Genomic DNA, 20,299 nt, shown 5'->3' with positions numbered 1-20,299 from the left:
GTCGGAATCGATCTGCTGTTCAGCCGCGGGTGACGGCACGACGACGGCGCACCGCGATGGCGACCGCGACGATGAGGGCTAGTCCGTTGAAGACGGACGAGACCCAGAGTGGGGCACCGAGCTGTGACAGCCCGGAGATGCCAAAGGCGAGCAGGAGCAGCGAAAGCACCGTTCCGAGCACGTTGAAGCGGCCGGGGCGGATCGCCGTCGCTCCGAGGAACGCCGCGGCGAAGACGGGCAGCAGGTACTGCGCGCCGACATCCGGATTGGCGGCCCCGAGATTCGCCGTCTGCATCATGCCTGCGAGCGAGGCCATGACTCCGGATACCACGAACGACCCGGCGAGCAGCTTGGAGGTCTTGACGCCCGCGAGCCGAGCGGCCTCCCTACCGAGTCCCGTCGCGTAGAGAAGGCGTCCGGTGCGCGTTCGATCGAGCACGAACCATGCGGCGACCGCGATCGCGGCGGCGAAGAAGACGAGGATGGGCATCCCGGCGACCTGAGCCCGGCCGATCGCCGTGATCTCGGCGGGGACGCCTGCGACGACTCGTCCGGCGGACAGCCACAGTGTGAGACCCTGCAGCACGGTGCCGGACGCCAGGGTCGCGATGAACGCATTGATGCCGAACTTCAATATGAGGATTGCATTGACCGTGCCGAGAACCGCACCGACCAGGATCACGAGCGGGATCGCGAGCCCGAATGGTAGCGACCACTGGGTCGTGGCGACGGCGAAGAACATCGCGGTGAACCCGAGCATGAAACCGACGGAGAGATCGAACTCACCAGCAATTAGGGGGAACATCGCCCCCACGGCGAGCACGAGCAGCACCGTCTGACTGCTGAGAATCGAGGTGAGGTTCGTGTAGGTCGGGAACGTCTCGGGACGGAGAACCGAGAAGACCGCGACGAGCGCGATCAGGACCAGGACCAGAGTGAAGCGGGAGAAGAACCCCTCACCCGCCATCCGATCGCCGCCCGAGCGCGCACGTCGTGGCTTCGGCGTTCGTCGGCCCGACTCCCGGTCGGGCGACACGAAGCCTGCCTCCTGAATAGACGAAGTGGTCATTGGGTCTTCCTTTCCGGACACCAGAGGCTCACCGGGCATGTGATCGCTTCCCCCGCAACGAGAGCGTGACGAGCGACTCGACGGAGAGATCAGCTCGCGAGATCTCTCCCATCACGTGGCCCTTGTCGAGGAGGATCGCGCGGTCGCCCAGCGCTACCGCTTCCTCGAACGACGACGTGATGACGATGACTGTCGCCCCCGCCGCGGAGAGTGTCTCGATCCGCCGATAGAGCAGAGCGATGGCGCCCACGTCCACGCCCTGCGTGGGTTCATCGACCACGAGTACGCGAGGTTCGATCGCCATCGCACGCGCCATCACGATCTTCTGCTGATTGCCCCCGCTGAACATGGAGAAGGGCTGCGGCGGCAGCGGCGGCCGTATTTGATGGAGTTCGACGAACCGCTCCGCGAGCGCACGTTCTGCGCGGGCGTCGATCGCTCCGGCGCGGATCATGGATCGCAGCGACGAGAGCGAGACGTTCTCTTCGAGGGTGAAGTCCCCGACGCCTCCGGCTGTCTTGCGCTCAGCCGGCACGTAGGAGATCCGCGAGTCGATGGCGGCGCTGACAGATCGCGGCGACTCCGCGAGTCCGGGATAGCGAACCCCACCAGAGGCCGCGCGATGCGAACCCACGAGTATCCGCCCGAGCTGACTCTTCCCGCATCCGACGAGGCCGGTGATCACGAGGACCTCTCCGGGATAGGCCTCGAACGACACCCCGTGGACGTTGTGGGACGTGACAGCCTCCACGATGACGGCAGGCGACCTATCACCGCGCTCGTGCTCCCGACGCTCATGCGGAGAGAGGGACGACTGCTGATCGCCGAGGATTGCGTCGACCAGGACCTGTTCGGTGAGCGCCTCGCGAGCGGCGCTCAGGGTAACGCGCCCATCGCGAAGCGCTGTGACGCGATCCGATACGGAGAGCACTTCGGACAGGTGGTGACTGACGAACAGGACCGCGGCGCCCTGGGCGACCAGCTGACGCATGGTTCGCAGGACTCGTTCGGACTCTTCCTTGGGGAGAGACGCGGTCGGCTCGTCGAGCACCAAGATAGGCCGCGACGTGTGGCGCAGTTGCTCGAGCGCTCGCGCGATCGCGAACAGCGAGCGATCGGCTGCACCCAACTGGGCCACCGTCGCGTACGGCGAGGATTGGACACCGACTCGCTCGAGCGCGGTCTCGACGCGGTGGGCCGCATCGAGACCGCGGGCTCGATCCGCACTGCCTCCCAGTGTCAGCTCGAAGTTTTCGAGCAGGGTGAACTCCGGGATGAGCCCGAGATCTTGATGGACGAAGCCGATGTTGGGCCGCTGGGCGGCTACGCTCAGGCTCAGAGCCTGCCTCACCCGCCCGCGCCCCGATTGGGTGGCGGACCCGGCCGACGGCTCACGTAGGACGATCTCGCTCCCACGATCGGGGACATGAACGCCGGCGAGCAGCTTGATGAGGGTCGACTTCCCCGAACCGTTCATTCCGACGAGGGAGTGGACCTCGCCCGACCGTAGGTCCAGGTCCACTCCTCTCAGGACGGTGTTCCCGTTGAACGTCTTGGAGACGTTGCGCAGAGTGAGCACGTCACGGTCAGCCCCCTGCGTCGGGGGTTCCTGCCCCCGATCAGACGCGGCACGCGTGTCGCCACCGGTGTCTCCCACGGTTCTTCCCTCCTCGGTCATGAGCGGATCAGAGCGCGCAGCCCGTCAGTTGATGCCCCAGAAGGCGCCATATTCAGCGGCCAGGTCGAAATCGCCAGCCCACTCGTCCGTGTCGGGAAGGTTGTCGACCGTGATGAGCTTCGTCGGCACGACGAGCCCCTCCGGGGTGGGTTCGCCCGCGATGGCGAAGTTCAGTGCTGCCACGGCGGCCCAGCCTCCAGCACCGAGCGCGTTCGCCGCACACGCGCTCTGGCCCGCGCCGTCGCGGATGAGCACGATGTCGTCCGGGTTGCAGTCAACCGAGAGCACCTCGGCCTCGCTGCCCGCGGACTGGATCGCCTGTGCGGTCAAAGCACCAAACTGCCCGATGTCCACGAAGATGTAGTCGAGGTCGGGGTGCGACTGGAGCATGGAGCTCACCAGGAGGGGGACATCGGTTACCGCCTTCGAGAGCAGGTAGTTCTGCGTGTCGACCACTTCGCAGCCCGAGCATGCGTCGATCTGTTCCACGAAACCGGCCGTGCGGTTGCGCGTCACGGCGAGCTCGTCGGTGGAGAGGGTCGCGACCTTGGCGGTCGCGTCACTCTCCACGACGGCGTAGGCGCCAAGCGCCTCCCCTGCGCGCAACGACCCCGAGACCGGCTCCGCATAGACATCCGTCGGGGCGTTTCCCACCACGTTGTCGGCCTGAACGCTCACGACCGGGATTCCTGCGTCAGCCGCCGCGGACATGCCCTGGCTCACGCTCGACGAGTCGATCGCCACGAGGACGATCCCGTCGACGCCTTGACTTACCGCCTGGAGGATCGCGGAATTCTGACCGGCCGCCTGACCCTGCCCGTCCAGTTCCGAGACGGACCATCCGACGAGTTCTCCAGCCGCTTTGACACCCTCGGCGACGCGGACGCATCCGGCTGCCGCCGCGGCACAGGTGATCACCGCGATCGACTGATCCGGAACGATGCCTGGGCTGCTCGCGGGGCCCTCGAAACCGATCTCACCGCTGGCTTGTGCCACCAGATCGATCATGTCTTGACTGACACCCTCGGATCCCTGCGGGGTTTCGGGACTCGCATCGGGGCTCGAACTCGAACATCCCGAGAAGACGAGGGCGGCGATGACGGCGGTGGCCGCGATCGCGCTGTGTGCGAAGGACTTGGTCATGGTCTAGGACTCCTTTGTCGGGCGGGAATTGATGTGGGTTGGGATGTGAAGGGAGACAGCACTGCTCAGTTGGTCAGCGCTCAGACCGCGTTGCTCGCGCTCATTCCTCCGGAGACGTGCAGGACTTCGCCGTTGACGTACCGTGCTCCGTCGGAGAACAGGTAGAGGAAGGCCGCTGTCACGTCTTCGGGCTGAATCCACGGAAGGTCTATCGGCAGCATCGCCGCCGCCTGCTCGGCCGCGTCTTCGCGAGTCGCACCGGGCTTTCCCGCGAAGAACTCGTACGCCGCGGGATTGTTGAGCATCGGCGTGTCGCAGTTGGTGGGAGCGACGACATTCACGGTGGTGCCGAACTGCGCCATCTCCAGTGCGAAGGATTTCGCGAGACCGATGAGTCCCCACTTCGCGGCCGTGTAGTGCGAGAGGTGAGCGAACCCGCCCCGACCGGCCATCGAGGCGGTGGCGACGACCCGTCCGAAGTCCTGTCGAGCAAGGTGACCCGCCACCGCGTGGAACGTGTGGAACACCCCGGTCAGGTTGACGTCAATCATGTCGCGCCACATCGGTTCGGGCATGTCCTCGATCCGTGACCAGGAGAATATTCCCGCATTGGCAGCGACGTAGTCGACGGACCCGAACTCTGCGACGGTCTCGTCGACCGCACTGACGAGCGCGTCCCTCTCACGCACGTCTGTTTCGAACGTCAGACAGCGGACACCGAAGCTGCGCACCTCTTCAGCCGTCTGCTGCAGGTCCGAAGCCCCGCTCAACGGCACCGGCGTGCTCGCAATGGCGACACCGGCCGGCAGATCGACGAGCGCGACGTCGATGCCTCGCCTCGCGAGGGCGAGGGCGTGGGAGCGGCCTTGGCCTCGGGCTCCTCCGGTGATGAAGGCGTGCTTTCTGGACAGCGTCATCGGGGTCCTCAGTTCCTCAGGGCGCGCCGGATCACCCTTCGCCGGGACATCTCGTCACCGTTTCAGGCTCTCCGTCGAGTCGAAGTTATTGCGTAAATGCACACAATCACTCTCGCGCCGTCCTGTCAAGACTTTCTCTCCAGCGAGCGCACGACGCGTCACTCTCCGGGCAATTCCCGCACAAATTGGCGATTCTGAGCCACTTGTCGGCGCGAATCAGGCGCGAGCACTCCACGCTAACGCCTGGGTTCTCAGTCCAACTTGTATGCAAGGTTGCTTGACGAGAGCGGCATTGTCTTGATTGCATACAACCAACGCACCGCCCGGGGGTCTCTCGTCAAAGCGAGTCGGGACCCGGGGGGACAAGCGTCGAACTTCGAGGAGGAATGCCGATGAGCGCACGCGGAACCGCAGACGATGCCGAGTCGCCCGCAGGACCGGCGGTCGCTTCCGGTCCGCTTACCGGCATACGCGTGGCCGAGTTCGGGCAGCTGATTGCAGGCCCGTTCGTCGGACAGCTGCTCGGCGATCTTGGGGCCGACGTGATCAAAGTGGAAGCGCCGCGCACAGGGGATCCGATCCGACAATGGGGTCGCGAACTGCCGCGAGGAGAATCAATGTGGTGGGCCGTCATCGGCCGGAACAAGCGGACGGTCGCAATTGATCTGCGCACTGCAGAGGGCCAGGACGTGGCGCGCGCGCTCGTCGGCCAGGTAGATGTCGTGATCGAGAACTTCCGGCCGGGCACCTTCGAGCGCTGGGGGCTCGACTACGAATCGCTGGCTGCCGTGAACCCCGGCCTGATCATGGTGCGTGTATCGGGCTACGGACAATCGGGGCCGTACGCGGCCCGTGCCGGATTCGGCGCGATCGGCGAAGCCATCGGCGGTCTCCGTTACGTCGTCGGTGACCCGTCGCTCCCCCCGTCTCGAGTGGGAATCTCGATCGGAGACACGCTCGCTGCCATGTTCGGCACGATCGGTGCGCTCGCCGCGCTGAATGAGCGGACCGCCAGCGGGCGCGGTCAGATCGTGGACGCCGCCATCTTCGAATCAGTGCTCGGAGTCATGGAGTCGCTCGTGCCGGAGTGGGATGTTGCCGGATACCAGCGCGAACGATCGGGATCGATTCTGCCGAACGTCGCGCCGAGCAACGCATATCCGACCGCGGATGGAAGCTGGATTCTCATCGCTGCGAATCAGGATTCAGTGTTCAGCCGATTCGCCGAGGCGATCGGTCGCGCCGAATGGGTCGACTCGGTCCAATTCGGGACACATTCGGCGCGGGGGCAGCGCCAGGAGGAACTCGACCGGGAGATCAGTGCATTCACCTCGGCTCGCTCGACCGAAGAACTCGAGCGGCTGATGGAGGATGCCGCGGTGCCCTGTGGCCGCATCTACACGGCGCGGGACATGCTGCACGACGAGCACTTCCGTGCCCGGGAAACGGTCGTTCGGGTGCCGCATCCCGTTTTCGGATCGATACCGATGCAGAACGTTTTTCCCCGTCTCAGCCGGACCGCGGGCACCGTTCGCTGGGCAGGCGCGGGGCTCGGCGACCACACCGAGGACGTGTTGTCGGAACTCGGGTACGACGACCGCCGCATCGCCGGGCTCCGTGAGCGAGGAATCGTCCAGTAGCAGTCCCAACCGCGGAACCGGCGCGTCCCAGGAGCGGCCGACGGCCACCGATCACGAAGGGAGACATCAACATGTCGATCAACGAAAGCCTCCCCGAGCACCCGCGCACCCTGGCTGAGAAGGTCTGGGACGATCACGTGGTCGTACGGGGCGAGGGCTCAGAACCGGATCTGGTCTACATAGATCTACATCTCTTGCACGAGGTGACGAGCCCACAGGCGTTCGATGGGTTGCGGGCGGAGGGCCGCGGGGTGCGCCGTCTGGAGAACACGATCGCGACCGAGGATCACAACACACCGACCTGGGATATCGACAAGCCGATCGCGGATTTGACGAGTCGGACGCAAATCGAAACCTTGCGCCGTAACGCGGCGGAGTTCGGGGTGCGTTTGCATTCGCTCGGGGATGCGGAGCAGGGGATCGTGCACGTCGTCGGCCCGCAACTGGGGCTCACGATGCCGGGCATTACGGTGGTCTGCGGGGATTCACACACCTCGACGCATGGAGCGTTCGGGGCTATGGCGTTCGGAATCGGCACGAGCGAGGTCGAGCATGTGTTGGCGACGCAGACATTGCCGCTGAAACCGTTCAAGACGATGGCAATCACCGTGGAGGGCGAGTTGCGGCCGGGAGTGACGGCGAAAGACATCATTCTCGCGCTGATCGCGGAGATCGGAACGAATGGCGGGCAGGGGTACGTGCTGGAGTTCCGGGGCAGCACGATCCGTGCATTGTCGATGGAGGGTCGCATGACGATCTGCAACATGTCGATCGAGGCCGGAGCGCGCGCGGGGATGGTCGCGCCCGACGAAACGACCTTTGCCTATCTCGAAGGTCGACCACACGCGCCGAAGGGACGAGACTGGGACGAAGCGCTCGCTTACTGGCGCACGCTTCCCAGCGATCCGGGTGCCGTGTACGACGCGGAGGTGTGCCTCGAAGGGGACAAGCTCGAACCGTACGTGACGTGGGGGACGAATCCGGGTCAGGGTGTCGCGCTGAGCGACGTGGTTCCGCCGCCGGAGCGATTTGTGGACCCTGGCGAGCGTGCCGCGGCCCAGCGCGCGTTGGAGTACATGAACATCACCCCGGGCACACCGATGAGGGACATTCCGGTGGACGCGGTCTTCATGGGATCGTGCACAAACAGCCGCATCGAGGACCTGAGAGCGTTCGCATCGGTGATCCGGGGCCGCACGAAAGCCGATGGCGTCCGCGTGATGGTCGTGCCGGGTTCGGCGCGCGTGCGACTGGAGGCCGAGGCCGAGGGTCTCGACAAAATCTTCAAGGATTTCGGGGCGGAGTGGCGCTTCGCGGGGTGCTCGATGTGCCTGGGAATGAACCCCGATCAGCTCGCCCCCGGCGAACGCTGCGCATCGACGAGCAACCGCAATTTCGAGGGTCGGCAGGGCAAGGGCGGGCGGACGCATCTTGTGTCGCCGCTCGTCGCGGCAGCGACCGCGGTGCGCGGGACGCTCTCCAGCCCGAGCGATCTGGAACCCGTCACCAGATCCTTGAGCGCATCGACCGGGGCGGAGGTGTGATGTGGACGCATTCACGACCCACACCGGCGTAGCCGCACCGCTGAAGCGATCGGCGGTCGACACCGACCAGATCATTCCTGCCGCCCACCTCAAGAGGATTACGAAGACCGGCTTCGAGGATGCTCTGTTTTTCAACTGGCGGCAGGACCCCGGCTTCGTTCTGAACCAACCCGTCTACCGGAACGCCAGCATCCTCATCGCCGGACCCGACTTCGGCACAGGTTCGAGCCGTGAGCATGCTGTCTGGGCACTCCGCGACTACGGCTTCAGGGTCGTCCTGAGCCCGAAATTCGCAGACATCTTCCGCGGTAACTCCGGCAAACAAGGGCTTCTCACTGGTGCCATTTCCGATGACGACCTCGAACGCACCTGGGCTGCGATCGAGGCGTCCCCCGGCATCACCATGACCGTCGACCTGCACCAGCGTGAAGCGCGCATCGGTGACGAGTGCATCTCATTCCAGATCGACGAATACACCCGCTGGCGCCTCCTCCACGGCCTCGACGACATCGGGCTTACTCTCCGTAACGAGGACGCGATCGCCCGTTTCGAAGCGCGCCGCGAGGGTTGGCGGCCACGCACGTTGCCCGCCCACTGAGCGACCGCCAACGCGAAGACGGATGCGGACACATCCTGTCCTCATCATCGGGCAGTCTTGGGGCCATGTCCGATACGACGACGAGGGCGCTGACGCTCCTCAACATGTTGCAGACGCACCGGCACTGGCCGGGATCCGAGCTGGCGGAGCGCCTGGGTGTCACCGAGCGGACCGTTCGGCGGGATGTCGAGAGGCTCCGCGAGCTCGGTTACCGCATCGAGTCGGTACCGGGTTCGGCCGGGGGTTACCGGCTGGAGGCCGGATCCGCCCTGCCTCCCCTGCTGCTCACCGACGACGAGGCCGTGACGATGGCCATCGGCCTGCGGGCCGCGGCGACGCAGCGACTGGTCGGCGGACCCGAAACGACCCTGGCCGCACTCGCAAAGCTCGAACAGGTACTGCCGGCGACTCTCCGTCGTCGCGTGAACGCCCTCGCCGCGACGGTGCAGCCGACAGGGATCGGGGCGGGTTCGGCCGTCTCACCGGACGTGCTGGGTGAGCTCGCGCTCGCCTGCCGAGACCACGAACGCGTGCGGTTCACCTACACGTCGGCGTCGGATGTCGTGACCGCGCGACGCGTCGATCCGTATGTCCTCGCGCCCGCCGAACGCAACTGGTACCTGCTGTGCTGGGATCTCGATCGCGACGACTGGCGCACGTTCCGCGTCGATCGCCTGGCCGACCTGCAGCACACCCGCGTGCTGTTCGCGCCGCGCGACCTCACGGCCGAGCAGATCGACGAACACATCACCGTCGCTACCTCGTGGGTCCGCACGGCGGTCGAGGCCAGCGTGGTCATGAACATGCCGATCGACGAGATGCGCGCCGCGTTCGGCCAATGGTCGCAGGGCGCCGAGGCCGTCGACGATCGACGCACCTGGTGGCCCGTCGGCGGGCGGGACTTCCGCGAGACGATGTACGGGATGTCATGGATTCCCGAGGGGGTCGGGTACACGACCGACCTCGCCGAGCCCGCGCGCTCAGAGCTTCGCGAGACTCTGGTCCGGATGCTCGCGGCCCTGGAGGCCGCGCCCGCACAGCCGCATCCCGCGCCCAGTCACGTGTGGCGCTAGTCGCTGACGACGAAGTTCTCGAGGATCGGCGGCGCGGCCAGCACCTCTCCGAGACGCGGAATCGCACCCTCGGGCGTCGCCCGGAAGGCCCGATAGGCGTCCTCGGATTCCCGCCCGGACCAGACCTCGTAGAGCGTCCAGGTGTCGGGGTCCGCTGCATCGCGGAGGATGTCGAGCCGCTCGAGCCCGGCGAAGGTCCGTGTCACCCGGAGCATCTCGTCCACGAGCGCCGGGATCTCGTCCCTGACCTCGGGGCGGAAGGTGAACCTGACGATGCTCGCGACGGCCACGTCAGTGCGCCTGGTCGTCGGGGTATTCCAGGCTGATCGTGTCGGCCGGGACGTCGAGCGCCTTCGCCAGCATCCCGGTCATGACGACCTTGGGGACGAGGCAGTCACTGCAGACGCCCTCGCCCGCCGTGATGACGGCGTTCGTCCGGTCTTGCCCGGTCTCGACGGACAGCACGTATCCGTCGACCGAGAGCATCTTCTGCAGGTCATCGAGTGTGGTGGTCATGTTCGTTCCTGACGCCGAGAGGGGGGAACAGGATGCAGCCGCCCGGCCGCGTCCTGTTCCATGAGTTCGCCTTTCTATTAGGCTCCCGTGACGTCCGTCGCGCCAAGACATTTCCGTCCAGTGAAAGACCGCGACGATCGTTCTGTGCGCCATTCCCGTCGCTGCCCGAGGCATCCGTGTCCGGAATGTGTCATCCGCGGAAACGATCCGTCACGATCGGTCATGGCACTCGACGGCACCGACGGATGTCGTTACGGTCGAGTCATCGCGGCGATCCGGGTGGTCCCGGGCTCCGGTTCATACCGGTCGTGTTGCGGGTTCGACTCCCGCCGTCGCGTCTAGTTTGAAGGGCCCGAGATCCCCGCAATTACGCGGATCTCGGGCCCTCGCATTCTCGTCGAAACGCGTTTTGCCCACATTTTGCCCACATTTTGTGAGCAGGAAACACACGATCAAGGTGTCGCCGCCCTGTCTCCCGGGAGGATGCCGGTCGCGGATTGTGGATGCCGTGGGTAACTGGTAACGGGAGTTATGACAATCGCTCGACGCCGATTCAATACGCTGCATGGGAATCGAAGGCATCGCACGGCGTCGCAGCTTGGATGCCGGGCGCACCCGGCGTGGGGACCCCCGGAGCAGATGCGCACCTCGGAGGCAGAGCATTGAGCGCCGTCAGCGACAGCATGGGCCAGCCCTTCGGTGGAGATGGTGAATTCCACCAACAGATGTCCAGATCAGCCCCGGTGTGCGGTGGTAGATGTCCCAGGCTCATCACTCGAATTCCCGTGAGACATGTCCCAGTGGTGATTGCTTCGATCATCGCTCTGATGCGGGTCACCACTGAAGAATCCTTTGAGGGAGCTCGGTGCTGTGCCCGGCCCGCGACGAGAATGGACGCATGTATCGCGGGCGGGAGCTGCCTCAGCTGCGGTTGTCACCGGCCTGTCTCCGCCGGCGATGGGTACCGCAAACGACGAATTTCAGTTTCGGGGCCTGGGGGTTTCGGCACACGGTTTCGGCACGGCGTGCCGACATCGCGGCGCTGCACCTGGTCGTCGTGCCGCAATCGATCAGTTTTGAACGTTTGCGGAAACCCACAAAGGCGGGCCAGTAGCTCTCTCAATGACCACAGACGATTGGCCACCTCTCAATAAGTCAGCATCCGATGTATAGTCATCGCATGCTGACTATTACCTCGCGACTTGACGTCATGAACCGGCTCGGCCGGGCCATGGCTGATCCGACCCGCTCTCGCATCCTGATGAGGTTGCTCGACGAGCCGAGCTATCCGGCTGTCCTTTCCCGCGATCTTGGCCTGTCACGGTCAAACGTGTCGAACCACCTCACATGCCTTCGGGACTGTGGGATTGTCGTCGCCGAGCCCGAGGGTCGACAGACCCGCTACGAAATCGCCGACCCTCACCTTGCAGCAGCGTTGAAGACGCTCGTAGACGTGACGTTGGCAGTCGATGAGAGCGCACCTTGCATCGACTCCTCCTGCACCGTGCCGGGTTGCTGCGGAACGGGGGCGAGCGCATGAGCGCGGTTCTGAGCGGCGAACGTCGCGCGAAGCTGCACCGCCGAGTGCGCTTCATCGTGGGCTTCACGATCTCCTACAACGTCATCGAGGCGATCGTCGCGATTTGGGCCGGCACGCTGGCGTCGTCCGCAGCACTGATCGGCTTCGGGCTCGACTCCATCGTGGAAGTGCTGTCAGCCGCAGCAATCGCCTGGCAGTTCACGAGGAAAGACCCCGAGCGTTGGGAGAAGGTCACCGTTCGCGCAATCGGCCTCGCGTTCTTTGCCCTCGCCGCCTACGTGACCGTCGACGCGGTAACGAGTCTGATCACCCAGGAGGGACCGGAACACAGCCTGCTCGGCCTGGGTATCACCGCATTGAGCTTGGTCATCATGCCGCTTCTGGCGTGGTTTGAAGTGCGCACCGGTCGCGAACTGGACTCTAAGAGCGTCATGGCCGACGCAAAGCAGCTCATCCTGTGCGTCTACCTCTCGGGGGCCGTGTTCATCGGCCTCATTCTCAACACCCTGTTCGGATGGTGGTGGGCCGACTCCGTGGCTGCTCTCGTGGTTGCCGTTCTCGCAATCCGTGAAGGCATCGAGGCATGGCGCGGCGACGTAGAGTCGCCGTTCGAAGTGCTCGAAGACCTTTCTGACGACGACGACCGCTAAACCATGACCACCTAACTCGGACCCGGCTGGCCCGAAACTGTGTACCGAAACCGCCTGTCCCGAAAGCCGGTTTCGATACGGCCCCCGTTTGCGGACCGCTCGCGGCCAACAGCGGATCATAGTCCCGGAAACGATCGTTTTCGGGTCAGAGCGGTAGCTGTGCCTCACGCACGAACTTGCGCTGCCAGGGGGTTTCGACGGCGTTGCGCCGATAGGCGGCGCGCACCCATGCGACGGCGTCATCGGCCGGTACCCCGTCGTACCGTGCGAGGATGGCGAGAGCGGTTCCCGTTCGCCCTGTCCCGCCACCGCAAGCAATCTCCACCCTCTCGGTGGCCGACCGGTCCTAAGCCTCACGTAGTGCGGATAGCGCGCTCGACGGCTCTCGAGGCAGACGGAAGTCCGGCCACGCAATCCACTGCGATTGCCAACTCGCCTGGTGCATGCGGGCCCTGAGATACACCCCGAAATCCGGCGCGTCAGCCAACGTCGATCGGGCCGCTTCTCAGCCCGCGCCCGCGCACCAATCGACCGCTTGGCAGTGACACCACACCGCCTAGCCCAGCTGCCCACGGTTTCATCGACGAGCACTTTCCGTCAGTCAATTGACTAAGTCGCGGCGACGGCACGCGTCCGCGCAGCATTAAGCGACGCCGACACCGTGTCCAGGTCGTCGTCGAACAGGTCGGCGTAGACATCTAGCGTCATGGCCGCGGACGCGTGGCCGAGCATCCGCTGCACCGCCTTCACATTCGCGCCCGAACTGATCGCGAGCGATGCGGCCGTGTGACGCAGGTCGTGCACCGTCATCCGCTCAAGGCCGGCCATGTCCATCGCGGTCGTGAACCACGAACGTGACTTCCCCGAGGCCCGCGGGCGCGGCAGATAGTCGAGGCCGTCGCCGAACAGGATCGCATCGCGCGACTTCCCCTCGCACAACTGCGCGATCGGCAGTTCGAGAAACTCGGGGTACGGCACCGACCGCAGTTCGTGGGTCTTCGGCGTCCCTACGTGGATCTGCGCGCCCACACGCACGGCGTTCTCGTTCACCGCGAGCCGCCGGCGCAAGGCATCAACATCGCGGACGCGCAGCGCGGTTAACTCGCCCCAACGAAGCCCTGTGTACGCCGCGAGGTACACGACGGTCGAGTGATCTCCGGATGCGACGGCGAGGCGCTCGATCTCCTGGTGGCTGAGGTATCGGTGCGCCTTTCTGCCCTTCCGAGGCAGGTTATCGACACCGCGCGCAGGGTTGTGCGGGATGCGGCGATCCTTGACCGCGATGTCGAGGACGGATGCGAGCACCCCGTGTGCGCGAATCACGACCGTTGCGCTCTTGGGTCTCGCGCCTTGCGCACGAGTGCGCGGATGGTCTCGCCGGTTCGTCTTCGCGGTGCCCGCGGACAGCTGCGAGACCCACGTTCGCACGTCGCTGTGCGCAATTGCCGAGACCTGAGTGGTTCCCCACCGCGGCATGACGTAGACGCGCCATGCGTCTTCGAGCGCCTTGTAGCTCGACGGCTTCAGTCGCGAACGCTTTGCCTCGAGCCATCCGACTCCGAGTTCGGCGATCGTGGTGCGCGCCCGAGCTGGTTCGATGTACTCCCCCGTTGCCTTCGAGACTTCGACGGTGGCGAGGAAGAGGTCGGCGTCGCGCTTGGTGCGGAAGCCGCGCTTGTCGGTCTGGCGGTGATCTGGCGTTCGGTAGCGGACGCGATACCGCTTGCCCGCGCCTGTCTCGTAGGCCTCAATCGTTCCCATGGCGACCGATCAGTGAGTCGAGAAATGCCTGGTGCTCCTCGTCGGAGATGTCGGGCTCAATACCCATCTTCTCCATCAGGCCCATTGCGATGAGTCGCGCTCCGGGCTGATCGACGACCGTCGTCATGTAGCCCCCAGACCGGGCCCGCGCGATCCAGTTCGTCGCTGTCCGCTGCTTCAGCCCCATCGTTTCGGCTACGGCGAGCGCCGGATTTTCGTTCGAGATCTCTGCGATGCGATAGACCAGCGCCGTTAGGTGAAGGGTCTCCGGATGCGTGGGCTCGAACGGCGCGAAGTCGTCGAGCATTCCTTGGCGCTGTTTGTCGCGGAGCATGATGATGCCGATAGTCCACAGCGGCAGCGAGTAGGCGATGGCGCGTCGCGCGATGGTGTGGACGCGAACTGTGCGGAGCAGCGCCCCACCGATCTCGAGCGGCAGCTGGCCCCGATCGAGTGCGAACTCGGCGATCTCGTACCTGCCCGCATCCGAGGAGTATTCGAGTCGCAGGCGAACACGGGCCCGCTCGTCGTCTTCGAGCCCGACGATGTCATCTCTTCCGACGAGCATGTCGGCTTCGATGATCGGCTTCAACGACAGGCCTGGCGGCACGAGAATGCTGCGGCCCGAGAGTCTGATCGTCTTGCTCACATCGACATGATGCCACACGGTGCGCGCTATTGACATAGCTACGCAAGTGGTTCTAGCTTGTGCGTATTGATGACATGGTTACGCAGAGGGGACAGGAAGTGGATGCCGCGGATGAATGGCTCGATCTCGATGACGCCGCCCAGATGATGCACATGACGCGCGCGGCTCTCGCGCAGCTGCGATACCGCGGTGGCGGCCCGACCTTCTACCGCATTTCTGCGAAGACGATCCTGTATAAGCGCTCCGGCGTCCTCGACTGGATGGAGAGTCGGGCGTGCACACGCACCGACGACGTACTCACGGGTCGCTGAGTTAGGGCAGAACGCGGCCTGAACGGCATCGTCCACGGGAACCCCTGCTTGAGGCCGGTCTCGCGAACCCTCACGCCGCGTACATCGCGAGGGCCTCGCGGATGAGATCCGAGCGAGACTTGTGCTCACGAGCAGCAGCTGCGTCGAGGGCGGCAAGCTCCTCGGCCGTCAGACGCAGGGCAACTACCTGCGACGGCTCCGCGCCCCGCCCCGGCCGCCCCCGACCGCGCTTCCTCAAGGCCGGGAGGTCATAGCCGACCTCGGCGTCGGCCGCCCACTCGGCGATCAGCGCTTCGGTGACCGGCGCGCCGTTGATCGTCTCGTCCGCAGCCATGTCATTAATGTAATACGAAACTCCAGCGAGCCACGGCGCCGATGACGATCGGCTGTCATTGACCACTCAACGCGCTTCGCGGGCCCGAAATCATCCGTCAGCGTCGCGGTAGGCGTCGAGCATCCGACGCAAGAGTTGCCGCACGGCCGCGCTGACCTGGGCGGGCGCCTCGATGCCTGTCCTGTCGGCTACAGCGAGGTCGATGAGAGGTGAACGACCAGTCAGCTGATCGTCCAGCCAGTCGACCGCCGCCGACACGACGGGCTGCACGACCGGATTCGTCGCCTCCAGATCACGCAAAGATGCGCCGATCGATTCCGCGGGGACGTTTCGAAGCAATCGCAGCAGGTCACCGGCATCCTTCGATGTCACACGATCCTCGCGAGCACCCTCGACTCGTTCCTGAATCTTGATCGCTTTGGCGATCACGAGAGCGGCCGGCCCAGCCACGCGAACCGCTATTGCCCGGGAGTCCTGAGGCTCCAGCGCCGTGAGCGTGACGGGGGCGCTGTCGAAGAGTGCGAGCTCAAGCCCGCGGGTGCGACGGGCGGTCAGGGAACCGTGCCCCTCGAGCGGCGCGGTGCGGCGCGAACTCGGCGGCATCGCGCCGAGCGGCACCATCAGGTCTACGACGATGCCGTCGACGGACACCCAACTTCCGGGATTGCCCGTCGCGTTCGGAGCGAAGCCAGCGTCGGCAAGCGACCGCGCAATGTCGGGATGCGTGGCGAGTAGCTCGGGATCGAGCGCCAAATCGGCGTCGGTTGTGTAGATCGGTCGAGGGTCACCAAGCGGGGCATGGACGTAGACCGCTTGTGCACCGACGAGCACGATTGCGTCGAGGTGCGGGCCCAATGCTTCGAGCGCGTCCAGCAGGACTCGTCGCGCGGCGACGTACTCGGGACTGACGTTCTCTGCGGGCATCAGCCGGCCATTCCCGGGGAGTGGATTGCCGCAAGCTCTTCACCGACTGAAGCCAGGCGCCCGCCCGCTCCCAACAGGTCGCCGACGATTCGCCATGGGACCGCTAGCCGCGGCTCGGTACCCTGCGTCCCTTCCTTAAATGGAGCCAGAAAATCAGTCCGAGCGACAAGAATGTTGCCGCCTCGGTCCGGAGCCAGGTCCATCGCACGCTCGACGCTCGGGATGTCGTCGGTATAGAGCCAGATACCCGAAGCGGGCAGCGGCGCGACCAGCTCGCGAGACTCGAACTCGATCGCGGCACCACGAACACCCGTCAGCGCGTACGTAAGTCCAGATCGCTGCAGTCGGTCAAGCGCCACTTCTTCGCCCAGGAGCGAGAAGTATCGGGTCGGCTTGAACGTGTTGGCGAATCCGTAGTCGCGGGCCCAACGTTGTGCAAGAGCCAGTCGATCAGCAACGACGATGGGACCCCCGGTGGTGTTCTTAAACAGGCCCTCTTCGCGAAGCAGATCGACCACGCGACTAGCAGTACCCAGACCGGTGCCGGTCTCACGGGAGAGCTCCCGCACCGATGCCGTTCGCCCGGCGCTTAGAAGTTGAACGATGACTTGCGACACCGCTTTGGCCTTCAGTGATCGAAGTCGCTGCGGCCCGTCGTCGCGAGGTTCCGGGTCCCGCGATGCGCCGACCCGATCGATCCAGACAGCCGGGTCGTCGCTCGAGATGCGCATATTTCCGGTCGCATCCCAGTACGACCACCCGGCTCGGATGAGTTCGTCACGCACCGCGGGCGAAAGGAAGGGCGCGACGATCACCGGCACGCTCCCGGGTCGAACGCTCGGCAGCGCTCCGACCTCGGAACGGGTTCGTGGCGGGGTCAGCTTTACGTCGGCGTCCAGCACGAGCGGAACTGATCCGAACTGCGCGCGCACTTCCGCGTCGACCCCACTGCTGCCGGTTTGGCGCTCGACGATCACCGAACGCGCTCCAACCGATTCCAGCGCGGAGCTGAACCCATCTACGAGCGAGTCCGTTCCAGAAAAGTATACGTTCCGCATAAAGTGGAACATAGCAATATATGGAACATCAGTCAACGCGGCGCCATCACCGACTCAGACCCGCGCCGTGCGGCGCCTCTCGCAACCACGACGGGGCCTCACCGACAGGCGACCGAGTTGCGTCCCTCGCCGCACGCGACAAATCCAGCCGTGCGGCATGTCGCGAGTCCTCAAGGGTCGACTCTGGGCTGCCGCGGCGCATCGCTTCGGCGAGTTCGCCCAGCGCCGCATCCTGAGAGCCCGCGACAACTACGGCCTGATTCCAGGCTCGCCCGCGGGTCAGCCCGACGTAGAGTCCCGCCGCATCGACGCCCGGGCCCACGACAGACGCATCCGAGGTGTCGCCTTGAATCCCGTGCACCGTCGACGCGTAAGCGAGCTGCACCTGGTCGGATGCGTACTCGGCCGAGACGTGTCGGCGCTCGGTGGTGTCGGCAAGATTCCGGAGTTCGATGCGCTCCGGCCGGATCGCGGTGATTACCCAGGTCGCCCGATTCTGCACTCCGGTGCTCCGGTCATTCCGCCGAGTCTGCACGACATCGCCGACGAGCAGCTGCTGACCGTCACGACCGTGAGCGACGGCATCCGCGCGGAGTGCGCCGGTCTCGACGCGACGCCGCTGGATTGCTTCGCTGATTGCGGCGGCATCGTCGTTGGTGGCCGTCACGAGCGCGACGCGCTTGCCGCGGTCAGCCCAGTCGAACCAGGCGTCCACCATAAGATCGTGCGCCGCATCCGTGCTTGCGACCCGCGCGACGTGCCCTCCGTCACCGAGGGCCGCGGCGACTTCGGCCGCATCTTCTGCCGTCGTGACCTCGCGCAACCTCAGCGTGAGATCCCCATAGGCGCGGTCGGTGAAGCGATGAATTTCACTCAGCTCGACGACGTTGTCGGCTACTTGGGTCATCGCGGCCATCGCGCCCGCGTGGCCAACGGGCGCAGCCTGGCGCGGGTCGCCGATCATGGCAATGCCGGCGCCGGTCTCCCCCGCGACGATCGCGAGCGCGTCCGCGGTGTGGAGGTCCACCATCCCGGCCTCGTCCACCACGATGCGATCGCCTCGGCTGAGTCGGAAGTCACGCGGGCCGCGGTACGTGCGGCCGGTCGCCGCATCCGTCCGACCGATCTGCAGGCGGGTCCACACAGCCGCTCCCGCTTCGTCGATTCCCCAGCGCCAACCGTGGTCGGCGAGCAACGCGTGCAGGCTGGATGCCGTGGCCCCGATCTCGCGCTCGGCCACGGCAGCCGCCTTCTTGGTCGGCGCGACCACGATCATGCGTCGCCGCTGCAGTCGCAGGGCGTGGAGTGCGACGCGCAACAGCGTCGTCTTGCCCGACCCGGCAGGACCGGTCACCGACACGAGGCGCCCGGTCCCGGCGATGGCGGAGGCCGCAGCGATCTGCGCACCAACGAGCTCCGCGCTCTCCCCCACAAAACGCCGTGCGACGGTACGCATCTGTCGTTCGTCGGGCAGCTGCCCGGGTGTGGCGAGTGCTGCAAACCTATTCGCGACGCGCAGCTTGAGCAGCACCGTCGCTTGGGCCATGAGCGCCTTGATGTGCGCAGGCTTGGCCGGATCGTCGGGCACCAGGTCGATCGTGTGCTCGGTCGCCCGAGACGCGACGTCGTCGACCAGTTCGTCGAGCGTGTCTCTCTCGGCGACGACCCCGGTTCGGGAGATGGCCCGGATGGCGCTGGCACGCAGATCCCATGACGAGAACCGCCCACTGCTCGAGACCGAACGAGCGTCGGCCTCGACGAGCGCCATCCGCGCGAGCAAATCGCGATCGAGGTCGGCGATCGACGTGGGGTCGAGCCGGGCAGGATTCCGCCGCCAAAGAAGGATGGGATCGATATTGGCGAGTTCACTGCGCACCCGTTCTTCCCACTCGGCTTCATCAAGATGTGCAGGTTTTCCCGGGCGTCGCTGCGCCCAAGCCAGCTCGTCGATGTGGTGAAGATCGTCGACGCCAGGTTGCCGCCCAAGGTGCTCCTCGCGCCACTCCGCAATCAGCCGAACACGGTTGGCCTCGATCTGGTTCGAGCGTCGCGAGAGCGGGCGCACGACATGGACAAGCTGCGCGATCTCGCCATTCGCGTCGAGCGTGTAGCCGTGGGCGGCGAGTGCGGCTACCCATCGTGGGTCGCTGCGAGCCGCCAACTCACCCTCCGCGTTGACCACGTTGTGGAGCTTGAGCGCAACCCGTGAGTCGAGGCTCGACCATTTGCCGTCGGTCCCCTGCACCTTCATGTTCAGCCACAGGTGTCGATGGATGTGCGGGTCGAGCGCCCGCGACCGCCGATGCTGCAACTCGACGACTTCGAGCCGAGCGATGTCTTCACGGATGCGTCCGCCCCGGCCACGACGCGCGTTCAACTCGCGCTGCCAGAGCAGGATGGTGCGGTCGCGCATCCGGTCCTGCAGCAACTCGAACTCGTGGGCGAGCTCCGGGTCAAGGAGCGCTGCGACGCTGTAGGACTTCGGGAAGTTGATCGTCCCGTCTAGGAGCAGGTCAGTGTTATCTGATCGGTGCATGAGTCCGCGTGGTTCACCCGTCTTGGGGTCCTCCCCTTGGATCCACCGCCGCAGCGCGGACGCATCCAGCTCGTCGCGAGCCAGCTCCCCCGCTACCGCCACGAATCGTGTGACGGTGGCCTCGTCGGTCGCACCGTAGTGCCGTGCAGATTCAACTCCTGTCGGAGCACGGTGCGCATCACATGTGCCGTCGAACGCGTACGAGATCGCATTGCGGATGCCGCGGGATTCAGCCCCGCGCTTCCAACTCCGCAATCCGCCTCGCATGACAGCAGGATACATGCGTAGTTGTGTCACCACCAGGAATGGTGCCTACGTGCATTGTCGTTTCGTCACTCTTGTCGCTCTTGCGTCGCGG

19 protein-coding genes are annotated in these 20,299 nt (G+C 65.4%); 7 read left to right on the top strand and 12 right to left on the bottom strand.

Going from position 1 to position 20,299, the window contains the following annotated elements:
• Window positions 1-19: 19 nt before the first annotated feature.
• The 4 genes from C2868_RS16795 to C2868_RS16780 form a co-directional block, all read right to left on the bottom strand.
• Entirely contained in the window at window positions 20-1,069 is a 1,050-nt protein-coding gene (locus C2868_RS16795; protein ID WP_157813872.1) for an ABC transporter permease, read from the bottom strand.
• Window positions 1,070-1,097: 28 nt separating this feature from the next.
• Window positions 1,098-2,747, bottom strand: a complete 1,650-nt coding sequence (locus C2868_RS16790; RefSeq protein WP_100810003.1) for a sugar ABC transporter ATP-binding protein — start codon at window positions 2,745-2,747, stop codon at window positions 1,098-1,100.
• Between the two features lie 24 nt (window positions 2,748-2,771).
• Window positions 2,772-3,890, bottom strand: coding sequence for a sugar ABC transporter substrate-binding protein (locus tag C2868_RS16785; RefSeq protein ID WP_100810002.1), 1,119 nt, complete (start codon window positions 3,888-3,890; stop codon window positions 2,772-2,774).
• A gap of 80 nt (window positions 3,891-3,970) precedes the next feature.
• Window positions 3,971-4,807, bottom strand: coding sequence for a mycofactocin-coupled SDR family oxidoreductase (locus C2868_RS16780; protein WP_100810001.1), 837 nt, complete (start codon window positions 4,805-4,807; stop codon window positions 3,971-3,973).
• 392 nt (window positions 4,808-5,199) lie between these two features.
• Here C2868_RS16780 and C2868_RS16775 point away from each other — a divergent pair, with 392 nt between their 5' ends.
• The 4 genes from C2868_RS16775 to C2868_RS16760 all read left to right on the top strand — a co-directional run bounded on the left by C2868_RS16775 (window position 5,200) and on the right by C2868_RS16760 (window position 9,662).
• Window positions 5,200-6,447, top strand: a complete 1,248-nt coding sequence (locus C2868_RS16775; protein WP_100810101.1) for a CaiB/BaiF CoA-transferase family protein — start codon at window positions 5,200-5,202, stop codon at window positions 6,445-6,447.
• 71 nt (window positions 6,448-6,518) lie between these two features.
• Complete coding sequence (gene leuC / locus C2868_RS16770; RefSeq protein WP_100810000.1) at window positions 6,519-7,991, top strand: 3-isopropylmalate dehydratase large subunit; 1,473 nt, start codon at window positions 6,519-6,521, stop codon at window positions 7,989-7,991.
• 1 nt (window position 7,992) lies between these two features.
• Window positions 7,993-8,589 (top strand): 3-isopropylmalate dehydratase small subunit, encoded by a 597-nt coding sequence (leuD, locus tag C2868_RS16765; RefSeq protein ID WP_100809999.1) that lies wholly within the window; start codon window positions 7,993-7,995, stop codon window positions 8,587-8,589.
• A 65-nt stretch (window positions 8,590-8,654) separates the two neighbouring features.
• Window positions 8,655-9,662 (top strand): YafY family protein, encoded by a 1,008-nt coding sequence (locus tag C2868_RS16760; protein ID WP_100809998.1) that lies wholly within the window; start codon window positions 8,655-8,657, stop codon window positions 9,660-9,662.
• Here C2868_RS16760 and C2868_RS16755 read toward each other — a convergent pair.
• Together C2868_RS16755 and C2868_RS16750 are read right to left on the bottom strand one after the other, a co-directional pair.
• Entirely contained in the window at window positions 9,659-9,952 is a 294-nt protein-coding gene (locus C2868_RS16755; protein ID WP_100809997.1) for a putative quinol monooxygenase, read from the bottom strand. The genes C2868_RS16760 and C2868_RS16755 overlap by 4 nt on opposite strands.
• Before the next feature lies 1 nt (window position 9,953).
• Window positions 9,954-10,178, bottom strand: a complete 225-nt coding sequence (locus tag C2868_RS16750; protein WP_100809996.1) for a hypothetical protein — start codon at window positions 10,176-10,178, stop codon at window positions 9,954-9,956.
• Between the two features lie 1,180 nt (window positions 10,179-11,358).
• On the opposite strand from C2868_RS16750, the gene C2868_RS16745 reads away from it, so the two are divergent.
• Window positions 11,359-11,718, top strand: coding sequence for a helix-turn-helix transcriptional regulator (locus C2868_RS16745; RefSeq protein WP_100809995.1), 360 nt, complete (start codon window positions 11,359-11,361; stop codon window positions 11,716-11,718).
• Window positions 11,715-12,368, top strand: a complete 654-nt coding sequence (locus tag C2868_RS16740) for a cation diffusion facilitator family transporter (protein ID WP_036300494.1) — start codon at window positions 11,715-11,717, stop codon at window positions 12,366-12,368. The genes C2868_RS16745 and C2868_RS16740 overlap by 4 nt, the downstream gene beginning before the upstream one ends.
• A gap of 609 nt (window positions 12,369-12,977) precedes the next feature.
• On the opposite strand, the gene C2868_RS16730 is transcribed toward C2868_RS16740, so the two are convergent.
• Together C2868_RS16730 and C2868_RS16725 are read right to left on the bottom strand one after the other, a co-directional pair.
• Window positions 12,978-14,129, bottom strand: a complete 1,152-nt coding sequence (locus tag C2868_RS16730) for a site-specific integrase (RefSeq protein ID WP_100809994.1) — start codon at window positions 14,127-14,129, stop codon at window positions 12,978-12,980.
• The gene (locus C2868_RS16725; protein ID WP_146048099.1) at window positions 14,116-14,778 is read right to left on the bottom strand and encodes a hypothetical protein; all 663 of its coding nucleotides are present in this window, start codon (window positions 14,776-14,778) and stop codon (window positions 14,116-14,118) included. The genes C2868_RS16730 and C2868_RS16725 overlap by 14 nt, the downstream gene beginning before the upstream one ends.
• A gap of 74 nt (window positions 14,779-14,852) precedes the next feature.
• Between C2868_RS16725 and C2868_RS16720 the strand changes: the two genes are divergently transcribed.
• Window positions 14,853-15,089 carry a helix-turn-helix domain-containing protein gene (locus tag C2868_RS16720; protein ID WP_146048098.1) on the top strand — a complete coding sequence of 79 codons (237 nt, stop codon included), beginning with the start codon at window positions 14,853-14,855 and terminating at the stop codon, window positions 15,087-15,089.
• Between the two features lie 70 nt (window positions 15,090-15,159).
• Here C2868_RS16720 and C2868_RS16715 read toward each other — a convergent pair whose 3' ends face one another.
• The 4 genes from C2868_RS16715 to C2868_RS16700 all read right to left on the bottom strand — a co-directional run bounded on the left by C2868_RS16715 (window position 15,160) and on the right by C2868_RS16700 (window position 20,208).
• Window positions 15,160-15,423 (bottom strand): ribbon-helix-helix protein, CopG family, encoded by a 264-nt coding sequence (locus C2868_RS16715; RefSeq protein WP_100809991.1) that lies wholly within the window; start codon window positions 15,421-15,423, stop codon window positions 15,160-15,162.
• Between the two features lie 90 nt (window positions 15,424-15,513).
• Window positions 15,514-16,347 (bottom strand): GSU2403 family nucleotidyltransferase fold protein, encoded by an 834-nt coding sequence (locus C2868_RS16710; RefSeq protein WP_100809990.1) that lies wholly within the window; start codon window positions 16,345-16,347, stop codon window positions 15,514-15,516.
• Window positions 16,347-17,324 (bottom strand): hypothetical protein, encoded by a 978-nt coding sequence (locus tag C2868_RS16705; RefSeq protein ID WP_100809989.1) that lies wholly within the window; start codon window positions 17,322-17,324, stop codon window positions 16,347-16,349. Before C2868_RS16705 ends, C2868_RS16710 begins: the two co-directional genes overlap by 1 nt.
• A gap of 127 nt (window positions 17,325-17,451) precedes the next feature.
• The gene (locus tag C2868_RS16700; protein ID WP_181003498.1) at window positions 17,452-20,208 is read right to left on the bottom strand and encodes an AAA family ATPase; all 2,757 of its coding nucleotides are present in this window, start codon (window positions 20,206-20,208) and stop codon (window positions 17,452-17,454) included.
• Window positions 20,209-20,299 lie beyond the last annotated feature (91 nt).

Source organism: Microbacterium sp. CJ77 (assembly GCF_002911615.1).
Lineage (GTDB): Bacteria > Actinomycetota > Actinomycetes > Actinomycetales > Microbacteriaceae > Microbacterium.
This window is presented reverse-complemented; position numbering and strand designations above follow the sequence as displayed.

Coding starts and splice junctions, on each gene's coding strand:
- C2868_RS16720 (WP_146048098.1), top strand. CDS start 14,853: ATGGTTACGCAGAGGGGACAGGAAGTGGATGCCGCGGATGAATGGCTC.
- leuC (WP_100810000.1), top strand. CDS start 6,519: ATGTCGATCAACGAAAGCCTCCCCGAGCACCCGCGCACCCTGGCTGAG.
- C2868_RS16760 (WP_100809998.1), top strand. CDS start 8,655: ATGTCCGATACGACGACGAGGGCGCTGACGCTCCTCAACATGTTGCAG.
- C2868_RS16745 (WP_100809995.1), top strand. CDS start 11,359: ATGCTGACTATTACCTCGCGACTTGACGTCATGAACCGGCTCGGCCGG.
- C2868_RS16715 (WP_100809991.1), bottom strand. CDS start 15,423: ATGGCTGCGGACGAGACGATCAACGGCGCGCCGGTCACCGAAGCGCTG.
- C2868_RS16790 (WP_100810003.1), bottom strand. CDS start 2,747: ATGACCGAGGAGGGAAGAACCGTGGGAGACACCGGTGGCGACACGCGT.
- C2868_RS16775 (WP_100810101.1), top strand. CDS start 5,200: ATGAGCGCACGCGGAACCGCAGACGATGCCGAGTCGCCCGCAGGACCG.
- C2868_RS16730 (WP_100809994.1), bottom strand. CDS start 14,129: ATGGGAACGATTGAGGCCTACGAGACAGGCGCGGGCAAGCGGTATCGC.
- C2868_RS16750 (WP_100809996.1), bottom strand. CDS start 10,178: ATGACCACCACACTCGATGACCTGCAGAAGATGCTCTCGGTCGACGGA.
- C2868_RS16740 (WP_036300494.1), top strand. CDS start 11,715: ATGAGCGCGGTTCTGAGCGGCGAACGTCGCGCGAAGCTGCACCGCCGA.
- C2868_RS16795 (WP_157813872.1), bottom strand. CDS start 1,069: ATGACCACTTCGTCTATTCAGGAGGCAGGCTTCGTGTCGCCCGACCGG.
- C2868_RS16710 (WP_100809990.1), bottom strand. CDS start 16,347: ATGCCCGCAGAGAACGTCAGTCCCGAGTACGTCGCCGCGCGACGAGTC.
- C2868_RS16700 (WP_181003498.1), bottom strand. CDS start 20,208: ATGCGAGGCGGATTGCGGAGTTGGAAGCGCGGGGCTGAATCCCGCGGC.
- C2868_RS16785 (WP_100810002.1), bottom strand. CDS start 3,890: ATGACCAAGTCCTTCGCACACAGCGCGATCGCGGCCACCGCCGTCATC.
- C2868_RS16780 (WP_100810001.1), bottom strand. CDS start 4,807: ATGACGCTGTCCAGAAAGCACGCCTTCATCACCGGAGGAGCCCGAGGC.